Origin of the sequence: Candidatus Mycobacterium wuenschmannii (genome assembly GCF_030252325.1) — a bacterium.
Classification (GTDB): Bacteria; Actinomycetota; Actinomycetes; order Mycobacteriales; family Mycobacteriaceae; genus Mycobacterium; species Mycobacterium wuenschmannii.
On sequence record NZ_CP126981.1, the window covers coordinates 3,766,753 to 3,780,910 of the forward strand.

Sequence of the window (14,158 nt, forward strand, 5' to 3'; positions counted from 1 at the left end):
ACCGGTCAACGAGTTACGAGGGAGAACCATGGGTTCACTTGAGAACCGGGTGGCGATCGTCACCGGCGCCGGGCGTGGCATCGGCCGCTCGCACGCTTTGCTGCTGGCTGCGGAAGGCGCCAAGGTCGTCGTCAATGACCTAGGCGGCTCCAACGCGGGGGAGGGCTCCGACGCGGGACCTGCCCAGCAGGTGGTCGACGAGATCATCGCTGCCGGCGGTCAGGCCGTTGCCAATACCGACAGCGTGTCCGAATTCGATTCCGCGGCGGGCATTGTCGAGCAGGCCGTGCGCGAGTTCGGTGGGTTGGACATCGTCGTCAACAACGCGGGCATCCTGCGTGACGCGTTCGTGCCCGGCATGACCGAAGCGCACTGGGACATCGTGATGGGCGTCCACCTCAAGGGCCACTTCAACGTGCTGCACCACGCGGCGGCGTATTGGAAGGAGCAGTCCAAGGCGGGCAACCAGCCGAACGCCGCCGTCATCAACACGGCGTCGGCCTCGGGCACCTTCTCGGTGATCCCCGGCCAGGCCAACTACGGTGCGGCCAAGGCGGGCATCGCCGCGATGACGTTGGTGGCCGCCGAGGAGTTGGAGCGCTACGGCGTCCGTGTGAATGCCATTGCGCCGGTTGCCCGTACCCGTCTGACGCTGGCCACGCCGGGGATGGGCGCGATCTTCGCCGAAGAGGTCCCCGAGGGTGAGTTCGACGCCTTCAGCCCGGACAACGTGTCGCCGATCGTCGCGTATCTCGCCAGCGAGAAGTGCCCGCTGACGGGGCAGGTGCTGGCGGTGCAGGGTGGTGCGGTGTCGCGGCTGCAGGGCTGGACGATCACCGAGAACGTCGAAGTCGACGGGCCGTGGGTGCTCGACGACCTGCCGGGTCAGCTCGAGCACTGGGCCAAGTGATCGACAGTCACCGATCGCGGTACGCCGGGTATGCCACCCGCGAGCTGACGGTCGAGGGGAATGGCCCGAAGTTTTTGCTGCTGCACGGTTTTGGCCACCCTTCCGACTGTTGGCGGCCCGTACTGCAGCGATTGGCGAAAGCGGGCAGGTCGGCGGTGGCCGTCGACCTGCCTGGCTTCGGCCAGGCCGACGATGCCCGGCGCGGCCGAAAGCTCCCGCAGCTGGACGCCTTCGTCGCCGACGTGATCAACCAGCACGGCAGCCACGAACCGGTGACGGTCATGGGTAACTCGCTCGGTGGGCTGATGGCGGTGCGCGCTGCGGCGGCCGGGCTGCCGGTGCGGGCCGCTCTTCCGTTGTGCGCAGCGGGATTCGGCTGGACACCGGCGATCCGGGTCGGCGCAGCGGGCAATCTGCGGCCGCTGGTCGCGCTGGCCGGCGTGCCAGTGCCGGCCCGGGTGCGCAGGCAGGCCGCCAACACCATCGGCGGTTTGCTGATGTACGGCGACCGCAAGCAGGCCGACCGTGCGATGGTCGACCTGCTGACCGCGCAACTCGGCGACCCGGCCTCGACACGTCGGTTGATGCGTGCCGCGATCGCGTACGCGGCCGAGGTGTCGACCCATCAGCGAATCGGCACGGTCAGCTGTCCGGTCACCGTGATCCATGGCCGGCGGGATCGCATCGTCTCGCTGGACGCCAGCAAGCGGCTGCGCGACCAACTTCCGGGTAGCACCCTCGTCGTCTTGCCACGCGCCGGGCACTGCCCGCAGCTAGATGCGCCGGACGACGTCACCAGGCTGGCCATCAGGCTCGCCGACAGTACACTGCAACAAAGGAATTCGGGATGAGCATCGACTATCGGCTCGGCCTCGGGCTGACCGCCGACCACATTGACCTCTCCACCTCGGTGGCCAAATTCGCCGACCGCTGGCTGACCGCGGATCTTCGCCGCGGTGCGGTCGAGTCCGACGAGGTGCGTCCGCAGTATTGGGCCGCGCTCGCCGAGCAGGGCGTGCTGGGCCTGCACGTCGACGAGAACCACGGCGGCCAAGGCGCCGGGCTGCTCGAACTCGCGGTAGCACTCGAGGCGCTGGGCCGCACCTGTGCGCCCGGACCGCTCGTCTCGACGGTGTTGTGCTCGGCCGCGTTGACCGCCGACGACGGCAAGGCCGCTACCGCCCTGCTCCCGCAACTCGTCGACGGGACCCATTGCGGCGCTGTGGGTTTTGCCGACGGCCTGACGGGGAGCGTGGACGCGACGGGGGCAGTGACGGTCAACGGGAAGACACCCGTGCTGGGCGCCGGTCTGGCCGACGTCATCGTTGTCCCCGTGCACGTCGACGGCCAACGGCGTTATGTCGCAATGGATAGCACTGAGCTCACGGTGTCCACCACGACCGCTGTCGACGTCACCCGGGCCACCCCGACGGTGACCGCGACCGACGTCACCGTGCCCGACGATCGCCTGCTGGCCGACGTCGACGCCGCCAGGATCGCCGACATCGCCGCCATTGTGCTGGGCGCGGAAGCGGTCGGTCTGGCGTCGTGGTGCGTTTCGACGGCCTCGGAGTATGCGCAGCTGCGCGTTCAATTCGGCAGGCCCATTGGTCAATTCCAGGGCGTCAAGCATCGCTGCGCCTCGGCCGCTGTTGGTCTGGAACAGGCGCGCGCCGCCGTCTGGGACGCCGCCCGGGCCTACGACGCGGGCGACGACACGGCCGGCTTCGCCGCAGCGGTCGCGCGCCTTGTCGCTCCCGACGCCGCGGTCGCGGCGGCGCGCGACTGCATGCAGGTACTCGGAGGTATCGGCTACACCTGGGAACACGACGCACACCTGTACTACCGCCGCGCGATCACGGTGCGCGCCTTGCTCGGTCGTAGCCGGGACGCCGCCGCCGCGGTGGCCGACGCGGCACTGGCCGGCGCCCGCCGACCGTTCGACTACGAACTCCCCGATGTCGCCGAGCAGTACCGGGATTCGGTCCGGTCCGAACTGGCCGAGCTCGTCGGCCTGGAGGAGGACGAGCAATTGGCCCGCCTGGGCGATGGCGGATGGGTGATGCCGTTCCTGGCTCCGCCGTTCGGCCGAGGCGCGGGCCCCGTGGAGCAGGTGGTGATCGCCGAGGAACTCGAGCGGGCCGGGCTGGTCACCCCCGAGCTGGGGCTGGCGACGTGGCTGATGCCGTCGGTCGCCGTACACGGCACCGAGGAGCAACACCGCGACCTGTTGGCGCCGACGCTGCGGGGAGATGTGTTCTGGTGCCAGATGTTCAGCGAGCCGGAGGCGGGCTCCGACCTTGCGGCGCTGCGCACCGAGGCGGTCAAGGTCGACGGCGGTTGGGTGGTCAACGGCCAAAAAATCTGGACGTCACTGGGATTCGCGGCGGAGTGGGGTGTACTGCTGGCCCGCACCAACCCCACCGCGCCGAAACATCGGGGCATCACATACTTCGTCGTCGACATGACGACCCAGGGCATCACCGTCAACCCGCTGCGCGAGGCCAGCGGTGGCAGCCTGTTCTCGGAGATCTTCTTCGACGACGTGTTCGTGCCCGACTCCGGCGTGGTGGGTGCCGTCGACGACGGCTGGCAGGTGGCTCGGGGGACGCTCGGCAACGAGAGGGTCGCGCTCGGCAAGGGCCTGCCGATCAACGCCAACATCGACGACCTGTTGGACTTCGCGAACAAGCGCGAGGTGCCGGCCGCGACGCTGGGCGAACTCGTCGCCGAGAACCACACCATCGCCACGATGAACGGCCGGACGCTGCTGGCACAGCTACGCGGGGTGGATCCCGGTGCCGCGCCCAACATCTCGAAGTACCTGTCGATGAGGTTCGGTCAGCGGATCGCCGACTTCTGCCACGCCGAGCTCGGTGCCGCGGGTGTTTACGAAGAAGCGGATCAGTTGTCGTGCAACTGGATCGAGAAGACCGTGTCATCGCGAGCCATGACGGTGTACGGCGGCACCAGTGAAATTCAGCTGAATGTGATCGGGGAGCGGGTGCTCGGTCTGCCCCGCGAACCGGAACCCGCGGCGTGATCGACCGGATCTGTGCCGAACTGGCCTCGGCCCGCGCCTGCGTGCGCGCGGGGCTGCTCGGCGCCGATCCGCCGCACCGGTTGGCGGCAATTGCGCTGGCGGCCAACAGGTTCGGACCGGTCGGCGGCATCATCCGGATCGCCGCGCTGCGACACGGCACGCGGCCCGGCCTGATCGACGAGCGTGGCACGCTGACCTTCGCCGAGTTGGACCGCCGCTCCAACGCCGTGGCCAACGGCTGGCGTGCGCAGGGCCTGCGCGCCCATCACACGGTCGGTATCCTCGCCCGAAATCACCGCGGTCTGCTGGACGCGGCGTTCGCCGCGGCGAAGTGCGGCGCGCGGATCGTGATGCTCAACACCGACTTCGCGAACCCACAGATCCGTGAGGTCGCGGCCCGTGAAGGCATCGATCTGCTCGTGCATGACGATGAATACACCGACACCGCAACGGATATCGCGTTCGCGTTCGGCACCTGGCGCGCCTGGGCTGACGACGCCGAATCCGATCGCCTCGATGCCTTGATCGACGGTGGTGACACCCGGCTGCCACCCAGACCGGCGGCGCACTCGAAAATCGTCATCCTGACCAGCGGCACCACCGGAACTCCCAAAGGGGCCACACGCTCCGATCCGCGTTCGCTCACGCCCTTCGGCGGGCTGTTCGGCAAGGTGCCGTTCCGCGGTCGCGAGGCGACGGAATGCTGTGTGCCGATGTTCCACGCGCTCGGTTTCGCACACGCGATGCTGGCGGTCGGATTGGGTTCCACCCTCGTGGTTCGCCGGAAGTTCGACGCCGTGGCGACGCTGGAAAGCGTTGCGACGCATCGGGTGACCGCGATGATCGTGGCACCGGTGATGCTCGCCCGGTTGCTCGATGCCGACGCCACGCCACGAGCCCACCGCGACCTGTCGGCGCTGCGCATCATCTTCGTCGCGGGATCTCAGCTCGGCTCGGCGCTATGCATCCGGGCGACCCGGGGTTTCGGCCCGGTCCTGTACAACCTCTACGGGTCGACCGAGGTCAACTACGCCACCATCGCGACACCCGACGAGCTGGCCGCCGAACCGGGCTGCGTCGGCTCGGTGGTCCGCAGTGCGACCGTCCGCATCATCGGTGAGGACGGAAGGGAGCAGCCCACGGGCAGCGTCGGCCGGATATTCGTGGGCAACGGTTTTCGCTTCCAGGGCTACACCGGCGGTGGCACCAAGGACAGCATCGACGGGTTGGTCGCCTCCGGCGACGTCGGTCATTTCGACGAGCGCGGGTTGCTGTTCATCGACGGCCGCGACGACGACATGATCGTCTCCGGCGGCGAGAATGTCTTTCCCGGCGAAGTCGAGGACGTGCTGGCTTCCCACGCCCACGTCCGCGAGGCGGCGGTGATCGGCGTTCCCGACGACGAATATGGCCAGCGGCTAAGGGCTTTCGTCGCGCTCCGCGCCGGGGTGGAGCTTGCCGAACAGGACGTCAAGGACTTCGTCCGGGCCAACCTCGCCCGGTTCAAGGTGCCCCGCGACGTGGTGTTCGTCGATGCGTTGCCGCGCAACCCAACTGGGAAGGTGCTGAAGAGGTCGCTGCCGACCCCGTGAGCTAGCGGCCCTTGTCCTGCAGCGCGGTGACGAGATAGAACGGCACCGCGACGAACAGCGTGCCACCGATCAGGTTGCCCACCGTGGTGATCAGGATGTTGGTCAACAGTCCGTGGGCACCCAGGCCCCACGTCAGCGCCGTGTGGGGCGCCTCGTTGTGAAACGCCGAAAGCAGCAGCGGTAACCCGAGAAAGCCGACGTTCGCGATGACGTGCTGGGTGGCCCCGCTGACAAATGCGAACGGGCCGTAGAACGCGAACCCCATGCGGGCGATGTCGGTGCGGGCCTTGAAGAACAGGCACATCGAGGTCTGCAGGAACCACGTGCACACCACCGCCAGCAGGATCGCGGTCAACGTCGGCTGCGAGGTCTTGGCCGCAGCCACCACGGCGGCACGTTGCGCGAACGCACCAAGGTACGGCCCGCCCGCCGCAGCGCACACCGTGACGAAAGCCAGAGCGCCCGCACAGTTTCCGAGCATCCCGATCGCGAGTAGCCGCAGATATCCAGCCACTGTCAAGCGGCGTTGCAGCACCGCGATCGCTCCCGCGGCCATGTCGGCGGTGATCAAGGACATGCCCGACACCAGGATCAGCGCAAACGACATGCCGAACGCCAAGCCCATCAGCAGGCTCGCGATACCCGGCGTCGACACCCCGGTGCTGACCACCAGCGAGAGCAACACACCGAACGCGACCATGGCGCCGCCGACCAGCGAGCGGACCAGGAAACTCAGCGGATGCGAGGCTTTTTCGACCGCGGAGTCGGCAACCCGATGCGTCATCTCTGCGATCGTGAACAGTTCGAGCGGGTCCCGGTGACCGTCGACCGGTGCTGCCGCTGTCGATGATGCGGCGCCGTTGACGGTCAGGGTTGGTACGGACATGGTTGTCTCCCAGGAGAAGTCGTGTGAAATTCAGCGGCCGGTTCGCAGTTCCCAGCGGAGCTGGGCCTCTGACGGGGATTGCACCGGAATGAACGCGGCCTCGCGAAAACGACGGCCCGCGTCTGTGCGCCGCGCGTAGCCCTTGCCGCCCGCGGTCCGGATCTCCAGGGCCGCCGCCGCGCTGACGGTGTCGGCCGCGGCCAGTCGTAGCGTCAGCAGGTCGTGCTTGGCTGGCGTTCCGGGACCACCCACAGCGGCGGCATAGGCGTCGACCTGTGCCTCGATATCGGCCAGTTCCGCTGTCAAATCGTCGAATTCGACGGCAAACGCCGAGTTGACGCCGCTGAGGCTGGGCTCCACTTCGTCGAGGCAGCGGCGCGCCAGGCCGACACACATCGCGGACTGCAGCACCAGGAACGTCGGACGCACGTCGGCCAGGAAGGGTGCAATGTCGCGACTGAGGACCCGGTCGTCACCGACGTAGACACCGTCGAGCTTGACCGACGACGAGGCCGTGCTCCCCAATGCGAGCAGCTCGAAATGGTCCCCGATCGTGACCCCTTCGGCGGCCAAGGGCAGCCCGACAACGATCTTGTCGCCCGACTCGGTCTGCGCCGCGGTCACCATGATCGAGTCTGGATACAGATTGCTCGCCCAACGCAGGGTGCCGTCGAGGCGGAATCCGCCACCCACCGGAGTCGCGGACACCTCGATCGATCCGCAGCCGGCCGCATCTTTGAACGCCGAGGCCATCCCCGTGACGCCCAGCGCGCCGACTCCGGTCAGGGCGGTTGCGGCGTCGAGCGACCACGGCGTGCCCGCGGCGGTCAGATACTCGAGCGTCATGCGGTGCGCCCACACCGAGAACGCGGTCGACAAACAGTGGCCCGCCAGCTCGGCGATGACCGCGGCCATCTTAGGCAGCGCGTGGTCGTGATTGTCGGGGGCGCCGAGCCCGAGCAGCCCGCTGTGTGCGAGGAGCGCGAGGTTGTCCCTGGTGTTGCGCGCGCCCTCATCGAGATCTGTTGCACTGTCGGCAATCTGGTCGACGATGTCGCGCGCGACGGGTACCGGTCGCACGTGGTCGAGTTCGGTGGTCATCTGCGTCCTCGAGTCGGGCTATTCGACGGTCAGGGTGGAGTCGACGGTCGCCGGCCGGCGCAAGGTATTCACGACCGGGGACCAGTGAATGGCGTTGTCGTGGATCGCCTGCAGAGTGTCGGCGTCGGCGTCTCCTGCGAGCACGACCTGGCTACGCACCGCGGTGAATCCGGGGACCTTGTCGTCGGGAGTGTCGCCGACCCCCCACACCGCCGAGATGTCGATGTCGCCTTCCATGCTCACCTCGATCCTGGTCAACGCGACCCCGCGGTGGGTGGCATTGGCCAGCAGGCCGACGGCGATGCACGAACCCAGCGCTGCCAGAACGGTTTCCGACGGGTTGGGCGCCGCGTCGTCACCCAGCAGCGCGGGTGGCTCGCCGACCAGCATCGGTGCCAGGTCACGCACGTAGGTGAGGTTGCGGAAGTTCGATTCGCACACCGTTTTCGCCTTGAGCGTCTTCTTCCCGGTGGCGGGGTCGGCCTTCGCGTTACACGAGAGTCGGTCGAGGCCGGCGGCGTCGATCGTGAGGGCTTGTCCGGAGAAGGTGGTCATGGGTGCGGGCTCCTAGCGGTACGTCGATGATGCTCACACGCTGACATAGACAGACCACTCTGTCTATGGAGCGATGGCGCGATATCCCGCGGTGGCTGGCACAAGGCGACGCGAGCCGGCCGGGGGCGGACGCGGCGCTGCGCGACTGCGAAATTGCCCGTGAGCAGCGAATTCCCCGGGGATGACGAAGCATCGCCGAGCGACCAGCGGACAGCACCGGCATCCGGCGCGGCAGACGGTTGATGCCGACCGCTATCGAATCGCGGTGATTTGAACGGACTGATCGTCAGGGCATGGCGTCGCGAGCGCGGGCGATTGCGTCCGCGGCGAGGCTGCGCCCGATTCGAATCGGCTCCACCGACTGCTCCACCTTCGACGCGACCAGCGCGCCGTCGTAGAGCAACTGAATCTGGCGGGCCATCGGCGCGGCCTTTCGGACCCCGGCCGACTTGATGAATCCGCTCAGGGTGGAACGAACCCACTGCCGGTGGTTGTCGATGGGTTCGAAACGGACGCCGGGGAATTCGGATGCCGCGCTGGTGTAGAGGCAGCCGGGGTAGTCCTGGCGCTGGGCCTTGACGAGCGCCAGATCGAAGAACGTCAACGCCCGCGCGACGGGATCGCCGATGCCCTCGATCGCCTGGGCGAATCGATCGCGGTCGACGCTATCCAGCTCGGTCAGGTAGGCGGTGACCAATGCGTCTTTGGAGCCAAAGCTGCTGTAGAGACTGGCTTTTGCGCAGCCGGCTTCGCGCAGGATGCGGTCGATGCCGATCGCGCGGATGCCGTATTTGCCGAAGAGGTCGGTCGCCGCGGCGAGCAGGCGATCGGCCGGCCGCGCCGATCTCGCCTCCGTGGTCTGCATGCCAGTCAAGCTAGCACGGCTAGACAGAGGGGTCTGTTCGCCAGCGTCAGCTGGGCGCAGGCCTTCGCGTAGTGCTATTCGGCGGCAATGATTTTCGCGATCTGCTCGGCGACCGCCGCCCGGATCTCGGTGTCGTCGAGGTCCTGCAGCCCGAATGCGACCCGCAGCGTCGGCCCCAGTAATCCCCAGCCGACCTGTAGTGCCATGCCATGCGCGGCCAGCAATCGCGCCGTCCGATCGTCGCTGTGGTCGGCCTGGACCTGCTTGAGAAAGGCCTCCATGCCGGGAAAGCGCTGCTGAAGCTCTTCGACGGGAAAGCCGTCGAGGGTCGAACGCACCATGACCCGCGCCTGGAATTCGTACGCGGCCTCCAACTCCGCCCGCTCGGCCCCGGATGCGCGCAGCGCGGCGGCCGAGTCGGCGAGATGCTGGAGCGTCGCGGCCAGTAGTTGGTGTTTGCTCCCGAAGTGGCGGTGCAAGAGGCCGTGGTTGACGCCGGCCCGGGACGCGACCTCCCGGATCGACGTCGCGGCGGGGCCTTTCTGGGCGAACAACTGACTGGCAGCCTCCAGAACAGCCGCGCTGACCTTGTCTTTGCCGATTGGCTTCGCCGTGGTTGTAACCGTTGCCTCTGCTGTAGCCATCTGTGTACATTAACCGATAACGGCAAGTGTAGTCAGTCGCCTACACCAAAAACCCGACGAAGGAGCAGGGATGAGTAGTGACCTACGCGTGGTGCAACTGGGCGAGAACATCGGGGCGCGCATCGACGGAGTGCGGCTGGGTGCCGTCGACGCCGAGACCTCGGCCGCGATCAATCGGGCGCTCGTCGCGCACAAGGTGATCTTCTTCCGCGGGCAGGACCACCTCGACGACGATTCGCACTACGAGTTCGCCGAGAGCCTGGGCGTACCCACCACGCCGCACCCGACGCTGAAGTTCGAGGGGAGCAAGGTCATGCGCCTGGAAGCGATCGGCGGTGGCGGCGCCAACCAGTGGCACACCGATGTGACGTTCGTCGATCGTCCGCCGAAAGCCTCCATCCTGCGGGCCGTCGAGTTGCCGCCCTACGGTGGCACGACCACGTGGGCCTCCACAGTTGCTGCCTACCAACAGCTTCCGCAGCCGCTGAAGGATCTTGCGGAAAATCTATGGGCGGTGCACAACAATGCCTTCGACTACGCCCAGATCGACCCGGCGAAGCTCGCCGCGGCCGAGGCCGACCCGGAGGCGATCCTCAAGTACGCGTCGCAGTTCCACTCAACCCATTACGAGACGCAGCACCCCGTCGTTCGTGTGCATCCGGAATCGGGTGAGAAGTCGCTGCTACTCGGCTCATTCGCCAAGTCATTTCTCGGGCTCAACGGCGCTGAGTTCCAGGCGCTGTACCGGCTCTTCCAGGAACGAATCACCTGGTTGGAGAACACGATTCGGTGGAATTGGAAGCTCGGCGACGTCGCGATCTGGGACAACCGCGCGACCCAGCACTACGCGGTCTCCGACTTCGGCAATCAGCGCCGCGAGGTCCGCCGCATCACCCTGGCCGGCGAGATTCCGGTGAGCGTCCGTGGTGAGCACAGCCGAGCGGTTGCGGGCGATGCGAGCGACTACTCGATCGTGGACACCCCTAAACCGCTTGTCGCCTAGCCGCCCGGTGAGGCGTCGAGAGTGCAACTAGCGAGACGAGTGCCGGGAGAGGCCCTCGCTAGTTGCACTCTCGCGAGCCGGGGCGGGAGGATGAGCGAATGGGACTGCTCGACCACAAGACTGCGGTCGTCACCGGCGCGAACTCCGGAATCGGCCTGGCCACTGCCGAGCGGTTCATTGCCGAAGGCGCCGACCGGGTGTTCATCACCGGCCGTCGCAAGCGTGAACTCACCACCGCCGCAGCTCAATTGGGGCCACACGCCGTTCCGGTTCCCGGGGACGTCGGGGTACCGGCCGACCTCGACCGACTCTACGCGGAGGTTGCCGCGGCCGGAAAAGGCATCGACATCGTCGTCGCGAATGCCGGGTCCACCCGGGTCGCGCGACTCGGCGAGATCAGCGACGACGACCTCGACACCTTGCTGACCACCAACGTCAAGGGCGTGGTCTACACCGTGCAGAAGGCGCTGCCGCTGCTCAATGACGGCGCGTCGATCGTGCTGGTCGGTTCCACCACCGCCGATCGTGGCCGCCCGGGGCTGAGCATCTATGCCGCATCCAAGGCCGCCGTGCGCTCCCTGGCGCGGGCCTGGGCGCACGAACTCGCCGACCGCAGGATCCGGGTCAACGTCCTGGTCCCCGGCTCGACCGCGACGCCGGGCAGCGACAATCTCGCGGCGCAGACCAATCCGAACGCGACGGTGGCGGAGTTCCGCGCCGCCCGAGTCTCGACCATCCCGCTGGGGCGTTTCGCCGAGGCCGTCGAGATCGCAAATGCCGCAGTGTTTTTGGCTAGCGACCTGTCCAGCTTCATCACCGGTTCGACCATCGACGCCGACGGCGGATTCAACCAGGTCTGACGTCGGGCGTCTACTGCGCGAGAAGATTCACAATGCCGGTGAACACCGCAGGCATGGCGACCGCGGCGGGGACGATGCGCGAACGGGCCGGACCGTAGGCGCTGGCCTGAAGCAACGCCGCGGTGAGCATCCGATAGCGCCGCGTCAGGTGCCGCCACCGCCTGTCGTAATCCCCTGGCCGGCCGGACAGAACACAATCCACCAGCGCCTCGGCCGCGCCGAACGCCAGACCGAGACCCTCGCCGGTCAGGGCGTCCACGTAACCCGCGGCGTCCCCGACCAGTAGCACCCGGCCCGCTGTCCGGCTCGAAACCTTCTGCCGCAGTGGACCGGCCGCGCGATCGGGTTCGTGCGCAAGGCCGTCGATCCGCTCGCGCAGCTCGGGGAATTCCTCGAGGTGACATTCGAATCCACCGCGTCCGGAGCTCAGCAGTGCGACGCCGACGCAGTCGTCGGCGACCGGTGTCACGTAGGCTTCGGCACCCGCCGCCCAGTGCACCTCGACGTGGTCGGTCCAGGGCGTGGTCTGAACGTGCCGTCGGATTCCCCAGCGCCGCGGTCCCGGGCTCGGCAGCTCGAGTCCCAACGTCCGGCGGATGGGGGAGTGCAGGCCGTCGGCCGCGGCCAGATACCGCGCCCGCCAGCGCCCGGCGCGAACTCCGTTGCCGTCCTGACTGATTTCGCGGACCTCGTCGCGGACGATCTCGACGCCGGCCTCGACCGCCGCATCGATCAGCGCGCCGTGTAACACCGTCCGGCGGACGCCGCGTCCGGTGCCACGTTTGAATTTGGCGTCGACGTGTCGGTCGCCGTCGCGGTAGCTGATGCCGCGGATCGGCTTGCCCAGCGGATGCACGGCCAGCGCGTGCAAGTGGCGCAGCGTGTGCGGCATGAGGCCTTCGCCGCACGCCTTATCGATCGGGCCTCGACGCCGTTCCGCGACCACCACGTCCAGCCCGGCTCGGGCGCCGTGGATGGCGGTGGCCAGTCCGGCCGGCCCGCCGCCGACCACCAGCAGGTCGATCATGTCAGGCTCGCCAACGCGGTGTTCTCGACCTTGATCCGGGTGCTCAGTAGCCAGGCGTTCAGCACCGAAAACACCAGCGCCGTAAGCCAAGCCGTGTGCACCAGTGGCAGGGCCACACCCTCGGCGATCACCGCGACGTAGTTCGGATGGGGTATCAGCCGGTACGGGCCGCCTGTGATCCGACCAGCGCCCGGTATCACGATGACGCGGGTGTTCCACTGACTCCCCAGGGTGGTGATGCACCACCAGCGCAGCGTCTGCGCGGCGAGCACCACCGCCAACATCGGCCACCCCAGTGCGGGTATGAAGCTGCGATGCAACATGATTGGCTCCACCAAACAGCCGACCAGCAGACTGAAGTGCAGCACGACCATCGCTGGGTAGTGCCCCGCGCCGAACTCCACGCCGCCGCGCGCCACACTGGTGGCGCGATTGCGCTCGGCGACACGGACTTCGACGAGTCGCTCGATTGCGACCGCGGCGACCAGCAGTATGTACCAGATCATCGCCGCCTCACCGCCAGCGCAGCATGACAAGCTCGGAACAGAAGCCCGGGCCCATCGCCAGCATAATCCCCGGGCTGCCGGCCTGCGGCTGCTTGGCGATCGTGTCGCGGAAGACATGCAGCACCGACGACGACGACAGGTTGCCGACCTCGGCCAGTGAGCGCCACGTCAGTTCCAGTGCGTCGCTGGGTAATCCGAGGGAGGAGACGATCGCCTCGATGACCCTGGGTCCGCCCGGATGGCTGACCCAGGCGCCGATGTCGCCAAGGTCCACCCCGTAAGTGGCCAGCAGTCCCGCGACATCGTCGGCCAGGTACCGCTCGACGACGTCGGCGACGTCCGGGGAGAGGATCAGGCCGAACCCGGTGGAACCGATCTTCCAGCCCATGGTGTTCTGCGAGTCGGGGTAGAGGTGGCTTCGTGAGCCGAGCACTTCCGGTCCGCGGGCCCCGATCCGCTCGGCGCGGCGGGCGCCGACCGCGACCACCGCAGCGGCACCGTCACCGAACAGCGAGGTGCCGACCAACGACGCCAACGAGGGCGTCGTCGCCGGGAAGGTGAGCGAGCACAACTCGACCGACAGCAGCACCGCGACCTCTTCAGGCGCACCGCGCAGGTAGTCGTTGAGCCGTCCGACCCCAGCGGCGCCGGCAACGCAACCGAGGCCGAACATGGGCACCCGTCGCACGTCGGGGCGCAGCCCGAGGCGGGTCGCGATGCGCGCCTCCAGCGACGGCACGGCCAGCCCGGTGACGGTCGTCGACATCACCACGTCGACGTTCTCGGGCCGTAGCCCCGCCTCGTCGAGCGCGGCTGTCATTGCCGCGCAACCGAGTTCGACCGCGTTTTCGATCCAGATGTCATTCGCACGTCCGAAGTCGGTCAGCCCGGCATAGCGCTCGAGCGGCAGGACCAGATAGCGGCTGTCCACCTTCGAGCTGGCGTGAAATTTGCGCAGCAGGTCGCCGTGCTCGGCGAACGCCGGCAGCGCGGCGAGCATCTCGGTGATTTCGGCCTGCTCGTAACGATGCTCGGGCAGTGCGCCCTGCACTCCGGCGATGACGCTGCCGGCCCGGTGTGACCTGAATTCGTTGCCGCTCGAACGTGCGCTCATTTTCTTGCCCCTTTGTAGACGACATGGCGTGCCGGCAACGATGCCGTTGGTA

Annotated in this window: 14 protein-coding genes; 6 read left to right on the forward strand and 8 right to left on the reverse strand. The window is 67.7% G+C overall.

The window, feature by feature from the left end; genetic code table 11:
- Positions 1-28: 28 nt before the first annotated feature.
- Genes PT015_RS18090 through PT015_RS18105 form a run of 4 tightly spaced genes read left to right on the forward strand, consistent with a single transcriptional unit; the run spans position 29 to position 5,545 of the window.
- A complete protein-coding gene (locus PT015_RS18090) occupies positions 29-910 on the forward strand; it encodes an SDR family oxidoreductase (protein ID WP_285186282.1) in 882 nt (293 codons plus the stop codon).
- Positions 907-1,761, forward strand: coding sequence for an alpha/beta fold hydrolase (locus PT015_RS18095; RefSeq protein WP_285186283.1), 855 nt, complete (start codon positions 907-909; stop codon positions 1,759-1,761). Before PT015_RS18090 ends, PT015_RS18095 begins: the two co-directional genes overlap by 4 nt.
- Positions 1,758-3,953: an acyl-CoA dehydrogenase gene (locus PT015_RS18100; protein ID WP_285186284.1), complete on the forward strand. Its 2,196-nt coding sequence runs from the start codon at positions 1,758-1,760 to the stop codon at positions 3,951-3,953. Before PT015_RS18095 ends, PT015_RS18100 begins: the two co-directional genes overlap by 4 nt.
- Positions 3,950-5,545 carry an AMP-binding protein gene (locus PT015_RS18105; RefSeq protein ID WP_285186285.1) on the forward strand — a complete coding sequence of 532 codons (1,596 nt, stop codon included), beginning with the start codon at positions 3,950-3,952 and terminating at the stop codon, positions 5,543-5,545. Before PT015_RS18100 ends, PT015_RS18105 begins: the two co-directional genes overlap by 4 nt.
- Position 5,546: 1 nt before the next feature.
- Here the strand turns inward: PT015_RS18105 and PT015_RS18110 are convergent, their stop codons facing one another.
- From PT015_RS18110 to PT015_RS18130, 5 genes are all read right to left on the reverse strand, one after another.
- A complete protein-coding gene (locus PT015_RS18110) occupies positions 5,547-6,431 on the reverse strand; it encodes a formate/nitrite transporter family protein (RefSeq protein WP_285186287.1) in 885 nt (294 codons plus the stop codon).
- A gap of 30 nt (positions 6,432-6,461) precedes the next feature.
- Positions 6,462-7,532 carry an acyl-CoA dehydrogenase family protein gene (locus PT015_RS18115; protein WP_285186288.1) on the reverse strand — a complete coding sequence of 357 codons (1,071 nt, stop codon included), beginning with the start codon at positions 7,530-7,532 and terminating at the stop codon, positions 6,462-6,464.
- An 18-nt stretch (positions 7,533-7,550) separates the two neighbouring features.
- Complete coding sequence (locus PT015_RS18120) at positions 7,551-8,087, reverse strand: OsmC family protein (RefSeq protein ID WP_285186290.1); 537 nt, start codon at positions 8,085-8,087, stop codon at positions 7,551-7,553.
- A gap of 286 nt (positions 8,088-8,373) precedes the next feature.
- On the reverse strand, positions 8,374-8,952 hold the full coding sequence (locus tag PT015_RS18125) for a TetR/AcrR family transcriptional regulator (protein ID WP_285186291.1): 579 nt from the start codon (positions 8,950-8,952) through the stop codon (positions 8,374-8,376).
- Between the two features lie 74 nt (positions 8,953-9,026).
- A complete protein-coding gene (locus PT015_RS18130; RefSeq protein ID WP_285186292.1) occupies positions 9,027-9,596 on the reverse strand; it encodes a TetR/AcrR family transcriptional regulator in 570 nt (189 codons plus the stop codon).
- Between the two features lie 70 nt (positions 9,597-9,666).
- Here PT015_RS18130 and PT015_RS18135 point away from each other — a divergent pair, with 70 nt between their 5' ends.
- Both PT015_RS18135 and PT015_RS18140 read left to right on the forward strand, forming a co-directional pair.
- Entirely contained in the window at positions 9,667-10,599 is a 933-nt protein-coding gene (locus PT015_RS18135) for a TauD/TfdA dioxygenase family protein (protein WP_285186293.1), read from the forward strand.
- A gap of 98 nt (positions 10,600-10,697) precedes the next feature.
- A complete protein-coding gene (locus PT015_RS18140; RefSeq protein ID WP_285186294.1) occupies positions 10,698-11,459 on the forward strand; it encodes an SDR family NAD(P)-dependent oxidoreductase in 762 nt (253 codons plus the stop codon).
- A gap of 10 nt (positions 11,460-11,469) precedes the next feature.
- Here the strand turns inward: PT015_RS18140 and PT015_RS18145 are convergent, their stop codons facing one another.
- The 3 genes from PT015_RS18145 to PT015_RS18155 are packed head-to-tail and all read right to left on the reverse strand — an operon-like array spanning position 11,470 to position 14,106.
- Entirely contained in the window at positions 11,470-12,486 is a 1,017-nt protein-coding gene (locus tag PT015_RS18145; protein ID WP_285186295.1) for an NAD(P)/FAD-dependent oxidoreductase, read from the reverse strand.
- Positions 12,483-12,992, reverse strand: a complete 510-nt coding sequence (locus tag PT015_RS18150; protein ID WP_285186297.1) for an isoprenylcysteine carboxyl methyltransferase family protein — start codon at positions 12,990-12,992, stop codon at positions 12,483-12,485. Before PT015_RS18150 ends, PT015_RS18145 begins: the two co-directional genes overlap by 4 nt.
- Before the next feature lie 7 nt (positions 12,993-12,999).
- Complete coding sequence (locus PT015_RS18155) at positions 13,000-14,106, reverse strand: type III polyketide synthase (RefSeq protein ID WP_285186298.1); 1,107 nt, start codon at positions 14,104-14,106, stop codon at positions 13,000-13,002.
- Positions 14,107-14,158 lie beyond the last annotated feature (52 nt).

Bases quoted from the DNA above. Each gene is read 5' to 3' on its own strand.
- PT015_RS18090 (WP_285186282.1), top strand. From the start codon at position 29: ATGGGTTCACTTGAGAACCGGGTGGCGATCGTCACCGGCGCCGGGCGT.
- PT015_RS18100 (WP_285186284.1), top strand. From the start codon at position 1,758: ATGAGCATCGACTATCGGCTCGGCCTCGGGCTGACCGCCGACCACATT.
- PT015_RS18110 (WP_285186287.1), bottom strand. From the start codon at position 6,431: ATGTCCGTACCAACCCTGACCGTCAACGGCGCCGCATCATCGACAGCG.
- PT015_RS18115 (WP_285186288.1), bottom strand. From the start codon at position 7,532: ATGACCACCGAACTCGACCACGTGCGACCGGTACCCGTCGCGCGCGAC.
- PT015_RS18120 (WP_285186290.1), bottom strand. From the start codon at position 8,087: ATGACCACCTTCTCCGGACAAGCCCTCACGATCGACGCCGCCGGCCTC.
- PT015_RS18125 (WP_285186291.1), bottom strand. From the start codon at position 8,952: ATGCAGACCACGGAGGCGAGATCGGCGCGGCCGGCCGATCGCCTGCTC.
- PT015_RS18130 (WP_285186292.1), bottom strand. From the start codon at position 9,596: ATGGCTACAGCAGAGGCAACGGTTACAACCACGGCGAAGCCAATCGGC.
- PT015_RS18135 (WP_285186293.1), top strand. From the start codon at position 9,667: ATGAGTAGTGACCTACGCGTGGTGCAACTGGGCGAGAACATCGGGGCG.
- PT015_RS18140 (WP_285186294.1), top strand. From the start codon at position 10,698: ATGGGACTGCTCGACCACAAGACTGCGGTCGTCACCGGCGCGAACTCC.
- PT015_RS18145 (WP_285186295.1), bottom strand. From the start codon at position 12,486: ATGATCGACCTGCTGGTGGTCGGCGGCGGGCCGGCCGGACTGGCCACC.
- PT015_RS18150 (WP_285186297.1), bottom strand. From the start codon at position 12,992: ATGATCTGGTACATACTGCTGGTCGCCGCGGTCGCAATCGAGCGACTC.
- PT015_RS18155 (WP_285186298.1), bottom strand. From the start codon at position 14,106: ATGAGCGCACGTTCGAGCGGCAACGAATTCAGGTCACACCGGGCCGGC.